General features: G+C 38.6%; 16 protein-coding genes. 12 read left to right on the plus strand and 4 right to left on the minus strand.

Going from position 1 to position 20,207, the window contains the following annotated elements:
- Positions 1 to 35: 35 nt before the first annotated feature.
- From ASE01S_RS07150 to ASE01S_RS07160, 3 genes are all read right to left on the minus strand, one after another.
- A complete protein-coding gene (locus tag ASE01S_RS07150) occupies positions 36 to 1,397 on the minus strand; it encodes an MATE family efflux transporter (protein ID WP_067840426.1) in 1,362 nt (453 codons plus the stop codon).
- Between the two features lie 13 nt (positions 1,398 to 1,410).
- On the minus strand, positions 1,411 to 1,998 hold the full coding sequence (locus ASE01S_RS16325; protein ID WP_067840428.1) for a TetR/AcrR family transcriptional regulator: 588 nt from the start codon (positions 1,996 to 1,998) through the stop codon (positions 1,411 to 1,413).
- A 305-nt stretch (positions 1,999 to 2,303) separates the two neighbouring features.
- The gene (locus tag ASE01S_RS07160) at positions 2,304 to 3,074 is read right to left on the minus strand and encodes an HAD family hydrolase (protein ID WP_067840430.1); all 771 of its coding nucleotides are present in this window, start codon (positions 3,072 to 3,074) and stop codon (positions 2,304 to 2,306) included.
- A 239-nt stretch (positions 3,075 to 3,313) separates the two neighbouring features.
- Here ASE01S_RS07160 and ASE01S_RS07165 point away from each other — a divergent pair, with 239 nt between their 5' ends.
- From ASE01S_RS07165 to ASE01S_RS07185, 5 genes are all read left to right on the plus strand, one after another.
- Positions 3,314 to 4,258: a YybS family protein gene (locus ASE01S_RS07165; protein WP_067840432.1), complete on the plus strand. Its 945-nt coding sequence runs from the start codon at positions 3,314 to 3,316 to the stop codon at positions 4,256 to 4,258.
- A 37-nt stretch (positions 4,259 to 4,295) separates the two neighbouring features.
- Complete coding sequence (locus ASE01S_RS07170; protein WP_067840435.1) at positions 4,296 to 6,269, plus strand: DHH family phosphoesterase; 1,974 nt, start codon at positions 4,296 to 4,298, stop codon at positions 6,267 to 6,269.
- Entirely contained in the window at positions 6,266 to 6,712 is a 447-nt protein-coding gene (rplI, locus tag ASE01S_RS07175; protein WP_067840437.1) for a 50S ribosomal protein L9, read from the plus strand. Before ASE01S_RS07170 ends, rplI begins: the two co-directional genes overlap by 4 nt.
- A gap of 412 nt (positions 6,713 to 7,124) precedes the next feature.
- Positions 7,125 to 8,492, plus strand: a complete 1,368-nt coding sequence (gene dnaB / locus ASE01S_RS07180; RefSeq protein ID WP_067840439.1) for a replicative DNA helicase — start codon at positions 7,125 to 7,127, stop codon at positions 8,490 to 8,492.
- A 506-nt stretch (positions 8,493 to 8,998) separates the two neighbouring features.
- Positions 8,999 to 10,291 carry an adenylosuccinate synthase gene (locus tag ASE01S_RS07185; protein WP_067840441.1) on the plus strand — a complete coding sequence of 431 codons (1,293 nt, stop codon included), beginning with the start codon at positions 8,999 to 9,001 and terminating at the stop codon, positions 10,289 to 10,291.
- A gap of 402 nt (positions 10,292 to 10,693) precedes the next feature.
- Here ASE01S_RS07185 and ASE01S_RS07190 read toward each other — a convergent pair whose 3' ends face one another.
- The gene (locus ASE01S_RS07190; protein ID WP_067840443.1) at positions 10,694 to 11,539 is read right to left on the minus strand and encodes an MBL fold metallo-hydrolase; all 846 of its coding nucleotides are present in this window, start codon (positions 11,537 to 11,539) and stop codon (positions 10,694 to 10,696) included.
- Positions 11,540 to 11,936: 397 nt separating this feature from the next.
- Here ASE01S_RS07190 and ASE01S_RS07195 point away from each other — a divergent pair, with 397 nt between their 5' ends.
- The 7 genes from ASE01S_RS07195 (at position 11,937) to ASE01S_RS07225 (ending at position 20,195) form a co-directional block, all read left to right on the plus strand.
- Positions 11,937 to 12,617, plus strand: coding sequence for a class I SAM-dependent methyltransferase (locus tag ASE01S_RS07195; protein WP_245630336.1), 681 nt, complete (start codon positions 11,937 to 11,939; stop codon positions 12,615 to 12,617).
- A gap of 355 nt (positions 12,618 to 12,972) precedes the next feature.
- Entirely contained in the window at positions 12,973 to 14,403 is a 1,431-nt protein-coding gene (locus tag ASE01S_RS07200) for a LysM peptidoglycan-binding domain-containing M23 family metallopeptidase (RefSeq protein ID WP_067840445.1), read from the plus strand.
- Between the two features lie 160 nt (positions 14,404 to 14,563).
- Positions 14,564 to 15,265, plus strand: a complete 702-nt coding sequence (gene yycF / locus ASE01S_RS07205; RefSeq protein WP_067840448.1) for a response regulator YycF — start codon at positions 14,564 to 14,566, stop codon at positions 15,263 to 15,265.
- Between the two features lie 4 nt (positions 15,266 to 15,269).
- The gene (gene walK, locus ASE01S_RS07210) at positions 15,270 to 17,096 is read left to right on the plus strand and encodes a cell wall metabolism sensor histidine kinase WalK (RefSeq protein WP_067840450.1); all 1,827 of its coding nucleotides are present in this window, start codon (positions 15,270 to 15,272) and stop codon (positions 17,094 to 17,096) included.
- 3 nt (positions 17,097 to 17,099) lie between these two features.
- Positions 17,100 to 18,470, plus strand: coding sequence for a YycH family regulatory protein (locus tag ASE01S_RS07215; protein WP_067840452.1), 1,371 nt, complete (start codon positions 17,100 to 17,102; stop codon positions 18,468 to 18,470).
- Complete coding sequence (locus tag ASE01S_RS07220; protein ID WP_067840454.1) at positions 18,451 to 19,401, plus strand: two-component system regulatory protein YycI; 951 nt, start codon at positions 18,451 to 18,453, stop codon at positions 19,399 to 19,401. The genes ASE01S_RS07215 and ASE01S_RS07220 overlap by 20 nt, the downstream gene beginning before the upstream one ends.
- The gene (locus tag ASE01S_RS07225; protein ID WP_067840457.1) at positions 19,398 to 20,195 is read left to right on the plus strand and encodes an MBL fold metallo-hydrolase; all 798 of its coding nucleotides are present in this window, start codon (positions 19,398 to 19,400) and stop codon (positions 20,193 to 20,195) included. The genes ASE01S_RS07220 and ASE01S_RS07225 overlap by 4 nt, the downstream gene beginning before the upstream one ends.
- Positions 20,196 to 20,207 lie beyond the last annotated feature (12 nt).

Consider the following 20,207-nt stretch of genomic DNA (forward strand, 5'->3'; position numbering starts at 1 on the left):
AATCCATCTTATTATCCTATGGGTAAAGAGCTTCTTTATGCCTGTAAACGTCTGTACTGTTGACGATAAATAAAGCGAAGTCGAATCAAAAAGCCTATCGCTGCACCGGTAAGACCGATTGATATTCCGATCCATAAGCCAAACGGTCCAAGTTCGGTAAATGCAGCTAGTAAATAGCCGATCGGCATGCCAAGCATCCAATAAGCTATAAAAGCAATAAAAAAAGGAATTTTTACATCTTTATAACCTCGCAATACTCCTTGTAATCCTGCCTGAGCACCATCAGATAGTTGATATAAAATAGCAACTAGAAATAATTGACCTGCAAACGTAATAACCTCAGGGTCATTCGAGTATAATCCCGCGATTTGTTCTCGGAGGAAAAACATAAAAATAGCAGCAACTCCTAGAGCGCCTATTCCACTTAACACACCAAGCAAACTATAATGTTTAGCAGCTGTTAGTCGTTCACCACCTACAGAAAAACCAACTACAATAGTTAAAGCCATAGACAGGCTTAATGGGATCATAAAGATTAACGATGAGAAGCTAATGACAACTTGATTAGCTGCTACGGTAATGGTTGAGAACATCACACCAATAAGTAATGTTACAATTGAAAAAATACTGGATTCAAAAAAGATGGATAAGCCAATTGGAATACCGATAGTCAACTGCTCTTTCCATGCCTTTATCGAGGGCTTAAGCCAATCAAGACAAATACGATATCCTCTTACTGCATCAATTTTAAACAGCATAAAGATACTGGCAAACAGAATAATCCAGTACGTAAAGGCTGTAGCATAACCTGCGCCAACTCCACCGAGTTGAGGGAGGCCAAATTTACCAAAGATTAAGCTGAAGTTCAGTAATACATTAAAAGGTACAGCTAGAACAGTGATAAACATAGAAATACGTGTTAATCCTTGTCCATCAAAGAAATTACGAATAACATTGGAAACAAATAGTGGTATGATACCAAAAGACAAGCCAATTAAGTAATGCATAGCTATATCGTGAACCTGCTCATCGAGTTTCATAGAGGATAATATAGGCGAAAGTGCCACACTCCCTATGAGAATAATCGTTAAGCCAATCATAACAGCTAAGTAGATAGCTTGTGTTACTGTATAATGAATCTTATTTTGTTGCTTACGTCCTAAGTAATGCGCGATAATAGGCGTTACCGCAAGCGTAATTCCATTCATACCTGTAAATACAGGTGACCAGAGACTTGAGCCAATAGCAACCCCGGCTAAGTCGGTCGTTCCAACCCGTCCAGACATTATCGTATCTACTAAATTCATCATCGATAGACTAATTTGTGTAATCATAATCGGCCATAATATTTTAAGAAAGAGTAATAACTTTTCTCGGAATGTTGTCGCATGATACATAGTATGACTCCTCCTATGTTGTCAAAGTTGAATTGAGGCCATGCCAGTAAATTGCCCAGCTAGCAGCCAGTTTTTCCTTTGCCCGTTCTTGATCTCCATAAATAAGCTCCATGCCAACAGAATCAAGCAAAGCGGAGAAAGCTAAGTTAGCTTTATTGGCATCTTGTATATTGATTTCTTGATGGTCGACTGCCGCTTTAAACCGCTCAAGGTAGAGAGACTCAACATTTAAAATATAATTATTTAACATTAGATTCACCTGATCATATAATTTAGTTGGAGGTAAGAAGGTTACCCGTAACCAAAATTTCAAACGATAATCATGATGAAAGCGCGATAAAAAGCTCGCCAACGAATCTTCCAAGAAGGAGTGGAGTGGTGCATTAAAATGATTTTTCAGGAAGGTTTGCTCACGAGCTAATTCTACAGCAAAGGTTTCCTTTAGCAGGCTTAGGAATAAATCATCTTTTCCTTGAAAATGAGCATAGATCGATTGTTTTTTGATCCCGACCACCTCGGCAATAGAGGCCAACGATGTTCCGTCATATCCATGTTCGGCAAATAGTTTTAGCGCTGCCGATTTAATATATTCAGCACTCAATTAAATTCCCTCCTTTACCTGACGAACGTTCGTTAGAACATCTTACCAAATTGTGACGAGAAAAGCAATTTGTATTTTCAGGTTTCAGGATCTAATCAAGTTAGTTAGATTAGGCGGAAATCATTTGAGAAAAGAACCGAATCGTATAGTAGAACGATTCGGTGGTGGTGATCATTAATCGATAAGAGAATGGAAAATAACTTGCCAACAATGGCTAAAGATAGGGTGCAATCCCAAATTGCTTCTAATTAAGAGGTATATGTTCCAATCGATTCCAAGTTAGACATAGACGTTTGAGCGGGCTTTTATCTATTTATAATCGTGAGAGCCTCTGTTAATGATTTGACTTGATAAGTAGGTGTTACGTCTTCCGCGTTTTGATTGTGGTGATTAATCCAAATATTTTTAATACCTGTTCGATGAGCACCAAGTATATCTGTCATTAAGTTGTCGCCAATCATGATAACTTCATGAGGTTGAGTGTTAGCTTGTTTGAGGGCATGTTCAAAAATGGCTGGATCCGGTTTCCCACGACCAAACTCGCCAGAAATAACAATATGGTCAAAATAGTGCTCAATTTCAGGTGTGATCATTAACTTTGTCCGCTGTAATGAAGGGGAGCCGTTTGTTAATAATAAAAGCTGATATTTGCCTTTAAGCTGCTCAAGAACAGAAAAAGTATCTGAATAAACATAAGGGTGCTTTTTTCTTTCCTCAATAAAACGATTCGCTAAATGCGTTGCTAAAGAAAGGTCAGTTATACCACAGGCCTTTAATCCATTAGACCAGGCCTTTACGCGATATTCTGGCATAAGCTGATACATCATTTTGAAATCGTCGCCAGGATCATCGAACGTTCCCCACAGTGCCTCAAAAGGATTGATACCGATCATTTGAGTAAATGAATAGGTTGGATAGCTTTGATAAAGCTCGCGAGCAGCCTTTCGTACAGCTTGTTCTAATTGATGTTCATCACAGCCAGGGACAGATTGACATGCTTGCTCAAATGCTGCTTTGATACTCTTTTTGTCCCATAGTAGGGTATCGTCTAAGTCGAAAAAAAGCGTAGAGACCATAGTTTAGCTCCTTTATAAATGTGATATGCTTATTATAACAAGGAATAATAGAAAAAGAGTAATTTTTCAGAATTTATCCGTCAAATGATTAACGGTTTTGGTTTGTCATTTTGTTCAGTTATCGCTATAATTATGGATAAACTTTATATTTTAAAAAGAAATTGAGCTTAGTATGTAAGCACAGCACTATAGCTGTGCTTTTTCTAAGTAGCTCAATAACCATTGAGGTGTCAAATACTATGCAAGAACAGAACGCGAAAATAAAAGATGGACTTATCCTAGGGGTGATCTTCGTTGCAATCCTTCTTGTGACGATATATTTACCTGCAGTAGAATTGATCACCATGTTCGTCCTACCCATTCCAATTATTATTTACACGACACGTCATGGCTGGAAAGCTGCAGCCGTTTTAGGAATCATAACGATTCTTACAACGTTACTTTTTACCATCTATGTCTTAATTGCATCATTACCATTGACATTAATTGCAGTGTTAGCAGGTATACTAATTGGTCAGGCGATAAGATCTCACCGTCATCCATATGAAGTTTGGCTTCAAGGAACGATTGGATTTACGGTAGGTTTTCTCATATTATTTGTGTTAATAGAAAGATTGGCAGGGATTAGCTTTGCTGCTGAATACCAATTATTAATAAGTGAATCCTTAGATTCAAGTAGAGCTATGTTAGAATCGATGGGAGTACCCGTTAGTACGGAGGATTTAAATTTAATCGAGCATCAAATGATGATTTTACTTGATATTATTCCATCCATCCTGACTATTATGGCAGCTGTGATGGCATTTGTCACACAGTGGTTAAGTTATAAATTCCTGAGCAGATGGCAGGATCGTCAATATCGTTTTCCGGCATTTCGTTTATTCATGCTGCCCAAACAAATGATCTGGCTCTATTTTATCGTTATGATCTTAAGCTGGATAGACCTCAGTTCACAGCCTACTATAGCTGCAATTATTTTAAATCTGTCGATTATAATGAGTATAATTTTTGCATTGCAAGGTCTGTCGTTTGTTTTTTATTACATGCATAAAAAGAGACAACCCATTTTTGTAGCTATCCTTATCACGATATTTAGTTTAATATTTCTTCCAATTGGGCTGTATCTGTTACCGATCTTAGGTATAATTGATATAGGTTTTCAAATGAGGAAAAGACTGAAGTAAAACATGATAGGTGTCAATGCAGTAGGAGATGACCGTAATGCATGCTTTTTTTAAAAAGAAATATATGAGTTACCATATTGTCTATATTTATATTTTATCCTTTTTGTTACTAGGGTTTATCTGGTTTTTACATTGGATCTTAGGTGTCGTGATGACTTTTTTAATTGCTATATCGCTTTACTATACGATACGATCTGAGCAACAATTAATGAATGAACGTGAAGCTTATATCTCAACATTATCTCACCGGGTAAAAAAAGTCGGTGAGGAAGCTCTGCTGGAGATGCCCATCGGCATTGCCCTGTACAATGAACACTTTCAAATTGACTGGGCAAACCCGTATTTAAATCAATTTGCCGAAGGGGAAAAATTTGTTGGGCAATCCTTGGATGTTATTTCGGACTATTTAGTAGCAGCCATAAAAGAAGATAAGGATGAGGTAAACTTTCGTTTAGATACGCATGACTTTAATGTCAAAATTAAAAAGGAAGAACGGTTACTTTATTTCTTTGATCGCACAAAACAAACTAACATTCAAAATTTATATTATAATGAACAGACGGTATTAGGGATTATTTTTTTAGATAATTATGAAGAAATTACCCAGGCAATGGCCGATACAGACAAAAGTCAAGTCAACTCTCGTGTCACAACGATTTTAGACGAATGGTCACAGGAGTATGGAATCTATTTAAAGCGTACATCTCAAGATCGTTTTTTAGCGATTATGAATCAACAAATACTATCTAAGCTTGAGAAAAACAAATTTGAGATACTAGATGAAGTAAGAGAGCTGATTTCCGATAATAAAAATATTCCGCTTACCCTTAGTGTAGGAATAGGTCTCGGCGATGTTTCCTTACCGACCTTAGGTGATTTTGCGCAATCGAGCTTAGATCTTGCCCTTGGTCGTGGTGGTGATCAAGTGGTAATTAAAGATGAAACAGGTAAGGTTCGCTTTTATGGAGGAAAAACTAACCCAATGGAAAAGCGAACGAGAGTCCGTGCCCGCGTGATATCTCATGCCCTAAAAGAGCTCGTTCAAGAGAGCGATCAAGTATTTATTATGGGACATAAATCGCCTGATATGGATTCAATTGGGTCAGCAATAGGTGTGCTAAAATTAGCTTTAGCCAATGAAGTAGATGCTTTTATTGTCCTTGATGACAATGATATGGAGACAGGTGTAGAAAGGTTAATGAGTGAAATTAAGCAAAATGAATTATGGCAATTCTTCATTTCACCAGAAGAGGCAATTGAAGCGGTAACAAAATCGACCCTAATCGTCGTGGTCGATACCCACAAGCCTTCACTTGTAACCGAGGAAAAGCTTTTAAACAAGACCGATCATGTGGTTGTTATTGACCATCACCGACGGGCTGAGGAGTTTATTGAGCATCCTACGCTTGTTTATATGGAACCTTATGCCTCGTCGACGGCGGAGCTTGTGACTGAACTTTTGGAGTATCAGCCACGCTCACAGCGGTTAAGTGTGCTGGAGGCAACAGCTTTATTGGCAGGTATGATTGTCGATACCAAAAACTTCACATTACGTACAGGCTCACGGACTTTTGATGCAGCGTCGTTTTTGCGCTCTAAAGGAGCTGATACAATACTTGTCCAAAGCTTTTTGGAAGAAGACTTGGACATGTACGTTAAACGTAGTCATTTAATTGAAAATGCCGTTATTCATCATGGTAGTATTGCCATCGTACGTGCAAAACCAGACGAGGTTTATCATGCGGCCATTATTGCTCAAGCTGCAGATACATTATTAATGATGAGTGGAATTTCTGCGTCATTTGTAATCTCAAAGCGTACCGATGGACGAATAGGCATCAGTGCAAGATCTCTTGGTGAGGTTAACGTTCAATTAATTATGGAGCAAATGAATGGTGGTGGACATTTAACAAATGCCGCTACACAGCTTGATGATACAACCGTAGAAGAAGCATATCAACAATTAGTGATGATTATAGATGAATTGATTGAAGGAGGAGAAGACGAATGAAAGTAATTTTTCAACAGGATGTTAAGGGGAAAGGTAAGAAAGGCGAGGTAAAAAATGTTTCAGAGGGCTATGCTCGCAATTACTTATTGAAAAATAACTTAGCAGTTGAAGCGACTCCTGGGAACCTAAAGGCTCTTGAGGCACAAAAAAATAAACAGCAGCGGCAAGAACAAGAAATTGTCGAAGAAGCTAAGCAGTTAAAGGAACGACTCGCTAAATTAGAAGTGACATTGAAAACAAAAGCAGGCGATGCAGGCCGCTTATTTGGTTCAATTACAAGTAAACAAATAGCAGATGAATTAGCAAAGCGTCACAATATTAAAATTGATAAACGTAAAATAGAGTTAGATCAACCGATTCGTTCGCTAGGCTATACACATGTTCCCGTTAAGCTCCATCCAGATGTAATCGGTGAAATAAAGGTACATGTTACCGAAGCTTAATGGTTTTGGAGGGGAGCGCTCCCCCTTCTTTTTTTGCACTTTAAGCAAGGATAACTTTTCTTCGGGCTATAGTATAAAAAAACGAAAGCTTCGCCTTTAGACTTGACGATAAGCCGAGTTTTTCTAATTAGCTAAGATTTAAGTGCGTATCATAATTAGCTAGATTAGCAGTAAGTACGGGTTGAGAACAAGGCCTGCCTATACATGGGAACAGGTGAGCATGGAGAACAAGTTAATATCTGATAAACGGCTTATTATTTGAGATTTGATCAACCTCGATAAATATAGCAGCTACTTGAGCGCTTAAGTTATAATTTAACGCTGTCTAGCTTGATCAAATAAGGATAACTTAGTTTGGATGCTTTAACATGACTTGAATGGACAACCGTTAAAATTAAGGAGGACCACGGTTATGAGCGAAACATGGGTAGAACAACGGATCCCCCCTCATAATATTGAAGCTGAGCAGGCAGTGATCGGTGCAATTTTTCTAGAGCCTGATGTAATGTCTACCGTATCGGAACGATTGATGCCCTCTGATTTTTATCGAGCAGCCCATCAACGTATTTTTCAGGTTATGACTCAGTTAACCGATCGTAGTGAACCAATTGATTTGGTCACTGTTACCACAGCTCTTTCTAATGCTAAGCTACTTGAGGAAATCGGTGGAGTTTCATATTTAACAGACCTTGCAAACTCGGTTCCTACAGCAGCAAATGTTAGCTATTATACAATGATAGTTGAAGAAAAATCAGTCTTACGTCGGTTAATACGAACAGCAACAGATATTGTTACGGATAGCTTTAGTAAAGAAGATGAGGTAGAAGAAGTACTTAGTGATGCAGAGAAAAAAATTCTAGAGGTATCGAATCGCCAAAATGCAGGTGCTTTTAAAAACATTAAGGATGTCCTCATTGATGTCTATGACAATATTGAGAGACTTCATCAGCAGGCAGGTGATGTAACGGGGATTCCAACAGGCTTTCGTGATTTAGACAAAATTACGTCAGGCTTCCAACGTAATGATCTCATTATCGTCGCTGCTCGACCTTCAGTAGGGAAAACCGCTTTTGCCTTAAATATTGCCCAAAATGTAGCGACTAAAACGGATGAGAATGTGGCGATTTTTAGTCTCGAGATGGGAGCCGATCAGTTAGTCAATCGTATGCTTTGTGCGGAAGGCAATATCGATGCCCAAAGGCTACGAACAGGGCATTTAGAGGCTGATGATTGGGGAAAACTAACTATGGCGATGGGAAGCTTATCTAACGCTGGGATCTTCATTGACGACTCTCCTGGCATTCGTGTTAATGAAATTCGTTCCAAGTGTCGCCGTTTAAAGCAGGAACATGGCTTAGGTATGATTCTAATTGATTACTTACAACTGATTCAAGGAAGTAGTGCATCAGCTAAGGAAAATCGTCAACAAGAGGTCTCGGAAATATCGCGTTCACTGAAAGGGCTTGCCCGTGAATTAAACGTGCCTGTTATCGCCCTTTCACAATTATCACGTGGCGTGGAGTCTCGTCAGGATAAACGCCCAATGATGTCCGATTTGCGTGAATCGGGAAGTATTGAACAGGATGCCGATATTGTTGGCTTCCTATATCGCGATGACTATTATGATAAAGAGTCTGAAAAGCAAAATATTATCGAAATCATTATTTCTAAGCAACGTAATGGTCCCGTTGGCACCGTAGAGCTTGCTTTTGTTAAAGAGTACAATAAATTTGTCGATCTCGATCATCGCTATCAGGACACAGATATTCCGCCAGCTTAGCATTTATTTATTACAGTGTAAGACTCCCACTTCTAGAAATAAGGGAACACGTCATGTCTAAGTGGGAGATCCAACAGCCAGTAACGGCCCGATGGGTTTAACTAACGTTCAGTGGGGGATGGATGTACTTGTCTCATTCTGTGAGGTATAAACCCCGTCTGAATAACGTTAAAGCCTCCGGCGCACGCGACAGATTCTCACATCGAGCTTCACACGATGAAATCTGGTCGCCATACGCCAAGATGGATTTGATATTTTCAATTGAGTAATCGTTAGCAGACAATGGTAATGATTACTCTCTTTTTTTGGGTTAATCGATCAACTTAGGCGATAATAGGCTTTTTTTACAACATCATGTAATATCGATGAAAGTCGAACGAAAAACCAAACCACATGTTTGAATGTTCGTTTTGTTAATTGACAATGTCTCTCTGGATTGGTAAACTAGCATTGGTTCAAATGAAAATATTATATAAAAATGAATGATTGGCGGAGGTGCCGAATACATGTCTTCAGTTGTCGTTGTTGGAACACAGTGGGGCGATGAAGGTAAAGGTAAAATTACGGATTATCTATCACAGAATGCAGAAGTCGTCGCACGTTATCAAGGTGGAAATAATGCGGGTCATACCATTAAATTTGATGGTGTCACGTACAAGCTTCATTTAATACCCTCTGGAATATTCTTTGAAGAGAAAACAAGTGTATTAGGGAACGGGATGGTTATTGATCCGAAAGCATTAGTAGAAGAGCTTGCTTATTTACATGAAAAAGGAATCAAAACAAATAACCTTAAAATAAGTAATCGTGCTCATGTGATCCTTCCCTATCATATTAAATTAGATTTATTGCAAGAAGAGGAAAAAGGAATCAACAAAATAGGTACAACAAAAAAAGGAATCGGTCCGGCTTATATGGATAAAGCTGCTCGAATGGGTATTCGTATAGCTGACTTGCTCGATAAAGAAAGCTTCCGAGAAAAGCTAGAGCAAAACCTAACTGAAAAGAACCGTTTATTTAAAAAAGTATACGAAGTAGATGAGATAGAAGTAGAAGATATATTAGAAGAGTATTATCAATATGGGCAACAGATCGCCCAATATGTTGTAGATACATCCGTTATATTAAATGATGCACTGGATCAAGGGCGCCGTGTTTTATTTGAAGGGGCACAGGGTGTCATGCTTGATATTGACCAAGGAACTTATCCTTTCGTAACCTCATCTAATCCAATTGCTGGTGGTGTAACCATAGGCTCAGGGGTTGGCCCATCAAAGATTAACCATGTCGTTGGTGTATCTAAAGCCTATACCTCCCGAGTAGGTGATGGACCTTTTCCAACCGAATTACATGATCAGATTGGTGAAAGAATACGTGAGGTTGGAAATGAATATGGGACAACAACTGGCCGTCCGCGCAGAGTTGGTTGGTTTGATAGTGTTGTGGTTTCACATGCTCGCCGCGTTAGTGGTATTACTGATCTGTCCTTAAATTCAATTGATGTGTTAACAGGCATAGATGTGTTAAAGATTTGTGTGGCTTACCGTTATAAAGGAGAAATAATTAAAGAATTTCCTGCTAGCTTAAAGGTTCTGTCCGAATGTGAGCCAGTATACGAAGAGCTACCAGGCTGGAATGAAGATATAACAGGAGCTAAAAGTCTAGATGATCTACCGGTTAATGCCCGTCATTATATTGAACGGATATCACAATTAACTCAAATTCCATTATCGATCTTTTCTGTTGGACCAGATCGCAGTCAGACAAATGAAGTTCGAAATGTCTATCGACTAGTTTAATTTCATTTAGCAGAAGTCACCCACTTCTATAAGTGGTGAGCTGAATGCCTATTTGTCTTCCATTCAGTGGGGGAGAGAGGAAGCTTACTAAGCGCGATATCGTGCCGCGACGTCTGCATGAGCACATCCTATGCGTCGAACCCCCCACTGAACGAAGTTTCACTTTATAGCCATGAGGTTATCTCTTAAAAAGATCACGAAATGTGTCTTTATCGAGATAACCTCATTTTTTGATTGCTAAGGGTGACAAGATAAACTTAGGGCCAAATATGTCGGTCTACTTAGTGATTTCCCAATCCGACAAACCTCAATTCACTATTTGACAGCGATTAAGCAAGCTCGGGATTAGGTAAAGGGAGAAAAATTTTAATTTCTTCAAAATTCTAGATCGAAGTGATATCGCTAATTTACATATTTCCCGTAGTCGGGCTTAGCTATTTCATCAAAGTTTTCCACTAATTTTGTTAAACTTTCTGATAGTAATGCTCCAGTCATAGGTAATCCATGACCAGTTACAGCGGTAGTGGGTTTTAGCTTCCATAATGTATTAACCGATTCCTGTGCAGCCTGCCAATCTATAGTTAGATATCTAGGTGGACCGCTGATTTCTTGCTCCTGTGTTATAACCTTGTAGAGGTATTCCTGCTTAACCGTAACAAATGCATCTCCTACTATCAATGCTCTATCCTTTTCTCTAAAAAATGAAACATGCCCAGGTGAATGACCTGGTGTATGAATCCACTTGAACTCTGGCAAATTAGGGACAGACCCATCAGAAGGCAGTGGTTTTACATTGTTCCCTAAGTTTACAGGTTCATTTGGAAACATTGGCGAGATTTTTGCTATCATCCCACCTTCTACGGTTGAATCGGGTTCTGGATAGCTTGTTTTTCCTGTTAAAAAGGGTAACTCTAACTCATGGGCGTAAACAGGAACATTCCATCTGTTCACTAATTCAATGATTGCCCCCACATGATCAAAATGTCCATGAGTTAAAATAATCGCCTTAGGATGACTGTTTGCTCCAAATCGCTCTTCAACAACTGAGATAATTTCAGCTGCGGAATTAGGCATACCAGCATCGACTAAAACAAATTCGTTTGTTGTCGGATCACCAATTAAGTGAATATTTACTATCTGTATTGTGTAACTATAAAGATCTGGTAAAACCTCTATCCCCAACCCACTTCCAATCGAGGTTGCTGGGATATATTTATAATCACTTCCGTAATTCATATGCTTGTCCATAAGCATACTCCTCCTAAATTCAGATTTGTTTTTTAGTGTTCCCTATATTTTTTTATTTATCGCAGGGTAACTGGCTGGGGCTGCGATTACTCGCCCCATATCGAAGGGATTTTATAAGCCTCCCGCTTCAAGAAATAAGGGACACGTCATGTCTAAGTGGGAGATCCAACAGCCAGTAACGGCCCGATTGGTTCAATTCACGTTCAGTGGGGAAAAAACCACTGAACGAAGTTTCACTTTATTGGTTATTATTAGTTTGGATCAGCTTTTAAATCAGCACCTAATATTCTGAAGTGGTACACTAATTAAGAAAGGTGGAAACCGATAAGTGAATCAAAATGAGTATGAACGTTTTTAAAAACAAGTTGGGAGAGCAAACGGTTGGGATTTTAGTAAACTGCAAGTCATTTCAGAAGGAGTTAAATGGGACTTTTACGAAGAAGTCATCAATAAGTGTAGTGATCAAGATATCCTTTTAGACATGGGTACTGGCGGTGGAGAAGGTATCTTAAAGATAGCCCCATCATTACTTCTACTAATCGGAATTGATTTATCTAGTGAAATGATTAAAACAGCAAAATCAAATGTTAAAAAATCAGGTGCGTCAAACGTCAGGTTTTTTCAAATGTCTTCTGAAAAATTGCAATTTCCTAATGAATTTTTCGATGTTATTTCATGTCGACATGCTCCTTTTTCTTCAAGGGAAGTTTTTAAAGTCTTAAAAAGTGGTGGTTATTTTCTGACGCAGCAAGTAAGTGAAGCAGATAAATGGAGTTTAAAGCAATCCTTTGGTCGTGGACAAGCATTTACTAAAGCGGATGGAACCTTAAAAGAACAATATATTCGTGAACTAAGTGACACGGGATTTTCTGAGATTAAATCATACGAATACAATGCTGCGGACTACTATCAAAGACCAGAGGATCTGATATTCTTATTAAAACACACGCCAATTGTTCCTTATTTTGGTCAAAATAACAATGATTTTGAAATATTGAAGGGCTTTATTGAAAGAAATATAACGGATAAAGGAATAAGAACAAATTCTAAAAGGTTTCTTATCATAGCTAAAAAGTAAGCTGAACACACCACTTAGGCACATTTGATTGATATGACGGAAAATGTAAATCGATTAGATTCGTATGGTTAAATCCTAGGCCCCAGTCATGTTCAAAAAACTAGTCATAGAGTTTTAAACAACGGAGCATAAGCCTTTAATCCGTAAGTAGTAGAGCAACTAGCAAACGAGATGCGCTTATAGTTTGGTGATCTTCCTGTAATTCTATAAATTGAAACTAGTAAACCCATATATAGGAATCTATGATACAGTTTGATTACATTATGATGAAAAAGGTTTAAATACAATCTTTTCGTATGTTACTCTACAATAGGTTCGTATAAAAAGGTTTCAATATATTCAGGAGGATCTTACTATGACGAAGGCGAATGACTTACAAGTAAGCCTTAAGCTAGTTTTAACTAGTCTACTATTAATCATCGGTTATGGGCTGATTAACCCGTTGGTTGTTCATGCGACTGATGATAGTGAATTGGCTACAATTTATCATGTCTATTTAGACTATGAATATATCGGAGCAGCGAATAATGACCAGGTCATTTACGATTACATAGATGAGCAAGTTGAAGCCAAAGCATTGGAACATGATCACTTTCGATACGGTGTTGCACAAGAGCTAACCCTAGTTCCAGAACGTGTATTTCATCAAAGTGGATCGGATGAAGAAGTCGTTAATAAACTTGCTGAGAAACTGATGATTCAAGTGGAGGCAACGGCGCTTGAACTTGGTGGAAATGCTGTTGGTTTTTTTGCGTCCGAGCACGATGCCGAGCAAGCTTTATTTGAATATAAAACAATTTTTGTAGATGAAGATGTATTAAATCAATTAGCTGAATTAGATTCAACCGATCAAGGGGTTGAAATAGAAGATGATGCTGTTATTTTAAATGTTGAGCTTTCAGAAGAAGTGAGATTGTCTGAAGCTTTTGCTGACGAATCAGAGATTTTAACTGTTGAACAAGGCGTTAAGCTTTTAGAACAAGGTACATTGGAAGACAAGATTCATAAGGTAGAATCTGGTGATACACTTTCGACGATGGCTAGTCACTATGATTTAACGTTAGATCAATTGCTTGAGCTTAATCCTGAATTGTCAGATGATACCGTCTTACAGCTTGAACAAGAAATAAATGTAACGGATTATACGCCATTTGCGGATGTTATCGTTTATCAAGAGGAACAAGTTGAAGAGGTCATTAAATATGAAAAAATAGTTGAGCAATCAGATGATTTATATCTAGGCGAATCTAAACAGAAACAGCAAGGTGTGGATGGAAAGAAAGCCGTCCGCTATGCGTTCACAGTCATTAATGGACAGGAGACTAACCGTGATATTCTAGAGGAAGACGTGATCAAGGAAGCGGTTGATCAGATTGTCATAGAAGGAACAAAAGAAATCCCATCACGTGGGACAGGTGATTTTAATTGGCCTGCTGTTGGGGGTTATATCTCAAGTGGATATGGTCAAAGGTGGGGCTCTATGCATAAAGGTATTGATATTGCAAGACCATCAAACCGCGATATTCTAGCTACTGATAATGGTACAGTGGAAAAAGTCAGCTATGAGTCCAATGGCTATGGTCATTATATTGTGATAAACCATAACAATGGCTATAAAACGCTATATGCTCACCTTGAAAGTGTAGCTGTGAGCACGGGTGAAACTGTCCCTCAAGGGACCAAAATTGGAGTGATGGGATCGACCGGTAGATCGACTGGTGTCCATTTGCATTTTGAAGTATTAAAGAACGGTTCTAACCTCAACCCGACGGATGTTTTAAATTAAGATGGAAATATTAATAGTGGCCTCTGCTATAATGATAGCAGAGGTCTTTGTATAATAGATAATCGGCTTAATCACAGTTAAAATGATTCCAGAAAAGACATTTAGCGTAAAGTGCGATAAAATATAATTAAACCAATTCACTCTTTAAGGAGGATATTGAATGAGTCAGAAAATATTAGTTGTAGATGATGAAAAACCAATTGCAGATATATTAAAATTCAATTTAGAAAAAGAGGGGTATGAAGTGATTTGTGCCTATGATGGTGACCAGGCAATAGAATTAACCCTTCAGGAGGATCCTGATTTATTGCTTCTCGATATTATGCTACCGAAGCGTGACGGCAATGAAGTTTGTCGAGAAGTACGTAAGACCCATAATATGCCGATCATTATGCTGACAGCGAAGGATTCGGAAATTGATAAAGTATTAGGGTTAGAGTTAGGGGCAGATGATTATGTTACAAAGCCGTTTAGCAACCGAGAAGTCATTGCCCGTGTTAAGGCAAACTTACGCCGTCAACAACAGCCGGTAGATCAAACGTCAACGACAAAGGATATCCAAATTAGCTCGCTCGTTATTCACCCAGATGCATACGCCGTTACGAAAGAGGGTAAGCAAGTCGAGTTAACCCATCGAGAATTTGAGTTGCTTCATTATTTAGCCCGTCACTTGGGTCAAGTGATGACGCGTGAACATTTATTAGAGACCGTATGGGGCTACGATTACTATGGTGATGTACGTACAGTAGACGTAACGGTCAGACGGTTAAGAGAGAAGATTGAGGATAGCCCAAGTAACCCATTATGGATTATTACACGAAGAGGTGTGGGGTATTATTTGAGAAATCCTGAACAGGAGTAATGACATGAAGAAAGTCAGTTTTTTTCAGTCTATTCGCTGGAAAATTATAATTATTATGATATTATTGCTACTTCTAGCTATCCAGGTAATCGGGGCTTATTTCGTGCAGCGCTTAGAACAAGATTTGAAAGATAGCTTTGAAGAAAATCTTGATGAGCGTTTGGAAGTGCTCAGCTATAATATTAAAGAAGCATTATTAGCTGATCGTCCAGAAGACGGCACAGGTTTACCACTTGAGGATGAGGTCGCCGAGATATTATCGTTGTACGGTCAAAGTGATGTCTATTCAAGATTACAGGTTGTCGATCGACAATTTCGTATTATAGGGACAAACACTCAGCCAGATGATATTGGTAAGCTTGTTACCGGTGAAAGCAGTGTAAGGCCAGCGATAGTCTCCGGTACACCGTTTCGATCGATTCAACGTGATACGCATAGCGGTGAGCGTCACTTAATTAAGATTTATCCGATGGCTAACCCAGATGATGAGCCGCTTGGTGCTATTTATTTAGAAGCCTCAATGGAAGAGGTTTATGAGCAGCTTTCAAGTATTAATAATATATTTTTAAATGGTACGATTATAGCAATCTTTGTTTCAGCATTAGTCGGAATTCTAGTAGCTAGAGCGATAACCAAACCGATAACAGAAATGCGAAAGCAGGCACAGGTTATGGCAGAAGGTGACTTTTCACAAAAAGTTAATGTCTATGGACTAGATGAAATTGGTCAATTGGCAGATACATTTAATGAAATGAATGAAAAGATTAAAGTGGCTAACCATTCGACAGAAGAAGAGCGACGCAAGTTAAGCTCAATTTTATCAAATATGTCAGATGGTGTGATTGCGACTAATGAGTCTGGTCAAATAACACTAATGAATGATCCAGCTACGATCTTAATTGGTCAACCATTTGAAGAGGTTCAAGGACGATCTGTTTTTGAAGTCCTACAACTAGATGACAAAATGGTTGACTTTGTAGAGATGCAGGAATCGGGTTCTATTACAATCGATTTTAGTGATGATGATCATTTTCTGCTCTTAAAAGCAAATTTTACCGTTGTCCAAGATGAGAATAATCAATTTGCCGGACTCATCATTGTTTTAAGTGATGTTACAGAACAAGAGAAGGTAGAACGGGAACGTAGAGAATTCGTTTCAAATGTATCACATGAATTGCGCACACCACTTACGACCATTCGAAGTTACCTCGAAGCGTTAAGTGAAGGGGCGTGGCAAAATGAAGAGATCGCTCCACAGTTTTTAGAGGTTACACAAAACGAGACTGAGCGGATGATTCGACTAGTCAATGATCTTTTACAACTATCTAAGATGGATCATAAAGAGCAAGAAATGATTAAGCAGAGGGTAAATGTCATTCCTTTCTTCCATCATGTCTTGGATCGCTTTGAAATGAATAAAGAAGAGGCCATTAAGATCGAGCGTTATATTCCTAGAGAAAGCATCTTTTTGTGGATGGACAAAGACAAGATTATTCAGGTCGTCGATAATATTATCTCAAATGCACTAAAATACTCACCAGCGGGCGGTGTAATACGTTTTCGACTAACGCGGGAAAGAAATCGCATTAAAATTATGATCGCTGATCAAGGACCGGGTATTCCTAGGGCAAAACTTGATAAAATATTTGAACGTTTTTATCGTGCGGATACAGCTCGCTCCCGAAAGTTAGGTGGTACAGGACTAGGACTTGCAATAGCTAAAGAAATCATTAACAGTCACCATGGACAGATTTGGGCGGAGAGCACAGAGGGGAAAGGAACAAAAGTTTACTTTACCTTACCTTTAATCGCACGAAAGAGGGAGGGTTAGCCTATGAGTGTGGAAAATTTAAAATCAATATTACTTATATCACTCATTGCATCTAGCTTACTTTTAACCCTAGCACTATGGAATCATCAGCCTAATTCCATCGTCACTTCAGATGACGAGGAGGTTATTGATCCAAAAATAGAAGATGGTCAACATTTAACTAAACGTGAGGTTCTTATGCCAACACAGATTGTGTTGCATGGTGACCAGGATAACCCGAGTGGTTTAAAGGATAGAAGCGCGGAAATACAATTATATGAGAATATATTGTCCATGTCATTGTACAACTTTAAGACCGTCAATTTTACAGAGGAGCAGTGGCATCAAGATAATCTACATCGTTTAGAGTTAGTTTTCCCTACTGAGATTCCTTCCGAAAGTATTTATGACTTATTTATGGTTGATCCAGAGGTTGATATTCCTTCACAAACCTTTAATCGGATTGAACTGCTGCTTGATTATGATCGGCAAGACTACCAGCTTGTTTTTCGAAATGATCGGGAGGGGGAGAACACAAGCGTAATTGGAGCAAATTTACAAAATTATAATCAAGCCATTGAACTCATTGAACGGCGCTTTGATCAAGAGGATAATATTGAGTTTACAACCTTTGAAAGCAGTAGAGGGGCAGCCATTTACCTACCAAATCAGTTTAAAGAATCGATATTGCTCTTTTCCTATAAAGAGCTGTCGATTGATCCATTCAAGAACCTACTGTTTAACAACCCTTCGATTGTTCGTGGGGCATCAGATATGGGAGGACATACCACTTTTATTGATGGGACACGGGAATTAGCTACAAGGTCTGATCATATCGCATTTACAAATTATACAAATGAGCAAAATCAAACGGAAGAGGAGATCCCCCTTTATCAGCTTTTGGATCAAGTCCAAAGTTTTATTAATAACCATAACGGCTTTACTTTTGAAGAACCTTTTAGCTATTTCCTTTCAGATTTAAGTAGGAATAGCTCAAATAGAGCAGCCGTAGTTAAGTATACCTTAGCTTATCAAGGCATACCTATTTTTCAACTAGATAAAATCTCATCCATTTCGGTGGTTTGGAACAATCAAGATGTTTATGAGTATAGTCATCCACTCATTGTCTTATCGGAACAGCGAAGTGCGGATCGAATGCCGACTAGTCTTATGACGCCTGAGGAAGTTATCGAAGTGTTAAAAAGCGAGTTATATCGTAACAGTGCGATTTATGATGTCGTACTGGGTTATCAAATGAGGCAAGGTATGGGAGGTCAGAGTCAGGTCTATGAACTGACGCCGACCTGGTTTGTTAAAGGTATTCACGGTTGGCAGACGCTTGCTATGCCGACAGAAGAAATGGGAGGAGATAATAATGCAATGGGGTCAAATTAAATCGCTTTTTATTATCTGCTTCCTTATTTTAAATGTCTTTCTTGTTAAACAATTGTATGATCGCCAGGATGAGAACTTTTCATTTATCCCTGAGGCATCTAAAGAGGAAGAGTTGGAGCTTAATATTAGTGGTTTGGACAGTCTCTCTGACGAGAGCTTCAGTGCACCATTGATCTATGCTCAGAATTTTAACTACAATAAGGAGGCGGCTGATCAACTTGAAAGCTTAGCTAATCAGGAGATTGTTGTAGTAGATGATTACCTCTTATATTCGCGTTTTACTGAGCCGATGGAACTCAACTTTGAAGACCCTGAGCTCTATCCTGAAATGTTTAATCAAATGGTGTTTAATGGCGGCTCATATTCTTATTGGGGGAAAATTGAACGAGCGAATATGCTTGTCTTTTTTCAGCAAATGGAGCACCCTATCTTTTACAACCCTAATGCACTGCTATTAATCCAGTTGAATGCCGATGGAGAAATGGTTCACTATATTCAAACGAGACTAAAGATTGTTGAGGAAGAGGAGGAGTCTCAGTCACTTATAACGCAATATGATGCCGTTTACCGTTTATATCATAATTCTAATGCTCTGCAAGCAGGTGATAGCATAAGCCATGTGACGCTTGGTTATCACAATCTCGTCTCATTACCGAATGGTGAGCAAGTGCTAAACCCCACTTGGAGTATAGAGGTTAACGAAACCGACTATCGTTTTATTAATGCTGTTGAGGGACATAGCTACCCAAGTAATCGAACCTTTATAGAAGATAGCATTGGGCAATGGATAAGTAAAGTCGATATGGCATCATCATCTGATAGAGTTGTTAATTATCGTATTAATCAAGAGGATGAGAATGACCTTGTTGAGGCTTTGTTACAAACATTAAGAGCTATTCGTCAAAACATGACTGAGGTGGAATCAGAATGACATTAAGTTTTACAGTACTGGCTTCTGGTAGTTCAGGCAATGCCTTTTATATCGGAACAGAAAAGGAACGAATATTAGTTGATGCAGGGTTAAGTGGTAAGCAGCTTGAACGGCTGTTTGAACAAGCTAATCTTAATCCAAAAGATTTATCACGTATTTTGGTCACACATGAGCATAGTGATCATATTAAAGGACTTGGTATTATAGCACGCAAGTATAATTTACCAATTTACGCCAATGAAAAAACGTGGAAGGCAATGGAAGGGTCGATTGGTAAAATTTCATTAGATCAAAAATTTATTTTTAATATGGAAGAGGTCCAGACCTTTCATGACATTGATGTCGAGTCATTTGGTGTTTCACATGACGCTGCTGAACCCATGTTTTATACGTTTCATCATCACGGTAAGAAAGTAGCCTTAGTGACAGATTTAGGCTATGTTTCCGAAAAAATAAAAAAAACAGTTGAAAATGCCGACGCATTAATCTTTGAAGCAAACCATGATGTTTCAATGCTTCAGATGGGACGCTACCCATGGAATGTTAAACGCCGAATTTTAGGGGACTATGGCCATGTCTCAAATGATGACTGTGCCGTAGCTTTAGCCGATATTATTGGTGAAAGAACCAAGCGTATTTACTTAGCCCATTTAAGCAAGGATAATAATATGAAAGAGCTTGCCAGAATGTCTGTTGAAAATCACTTAAAGGAAGCAGATTTCCCCATTCATTTTGGTTTAGATATTCATGATACGGACCCAGTCACACCTACACCGCTTTATCAAGTTGTTTAAGATTGATAAAAA

The organism is Amphibacillus sediminis NBRC 103570, assembly GCF_001552275.1.
Classification (GTDB): domain Bacteria; phylum Bacillota; class Bacilli; order Bacillales; family Amphibacillaceae; genus Amphibacillus_B; species Amphibacillus_B sediminis.

Bases quoted from the DNA above. Each gene is read 5' to 3' on its own strand.
- ASE01S_RS07150 (WP_067840426.1), bottom strand. From the start codon at position 1,397: ATGTATCATGCGACAACATTCCGAGAAAAGTTATTACTCTTTCTTAAA.
- ASE01S_RS07160 (WP_067840430.1), bottom strand. From the start codon at position 3,074: ATGGTCTCTACGCTTTTTTTCGACTTAGACGATACCCTACTATGGGAC.
- ASE01S_RS07165 (WP_067840432.1), top strand. From the start codon at position 3,314: ATGCAAGAACAGAACGCGAAAATAAAAGATGGACTTATCCTAGGGGTG.
- ASE01S_RS07170 (WP_067840435.1), top strand. From the start codon at position 4,296: ATGCATGCTTTTTTTAAAAAGAAATATATGAGTTACCATATTGTCTAT.
- rplI (WP_067840437.1), top strand. From the start codon at position 6,266: ATGAAAGTAATTTTTCAACAGGATGTTAAGGGGAAAGGTAAGAAAGGC.
- dnaB (WP_067840439.1), top strand. From the start codon at position 7,125: ATGAGCGAAACATGGGTAGAACAACGGATCCCCCCTCATAATATTGAA.
- ASE01S_RS07185 (WP_067840441.1), top strand. From the start codon at position 8,999: ATGTCTTCAGTTGTCGTTGTTGGAACACAGTGGGGCGATGAAGGTAAA.
- ASE01S_RS07190 (WP_067840443.1), bottom strand. From the start codon at position 11,539: ATGGACAAGCATATGAATTACGGAAGTGATTATAAATATATCCCAGCA.
- ASE01S_RS07200 (WP_067840445.1), top strand. From the start codon at position 12,973: ATGACGAAGGCGAATGACTTACAAGTAAGCCTTAAGCTAGTTTTAACT.
- yycF (WP_067840448.1), top strand. From the start codon at position 14,564: ATGAGTCAGAAAATATTAGTTGTAGATGATGAAAAACCAATTGCAGAT.
- walK (WP_067840450.1), top strand. From the start codon at position 15,270: ATGAAGAAAGTCAGTTTTTTTCAGTCTATTCGCTGGAAAATTATAATT.
- ASE01S_RS07215 (WP_067840452.1), top strand. From the start codon at position 17,100: ATGAGTGTGGAAAATTTAAAATCAATATTACTTATATCACTCATTGCA.
- ASE01S_RS07220 (WP_067840454.1), top strand. From the start codon at position 18,451: ATGCAATGGGGTCAAATTAAATCGCTTTTTATTATCTGCTTCCTTATT.
- ASE01S_RS07225 (WP_067840457.1), top strand. From the start codon at position 19,398: ATGACATTAAGTTTTACAGTACTGGCTTCTGGTAGTTCAGGCAATGCC.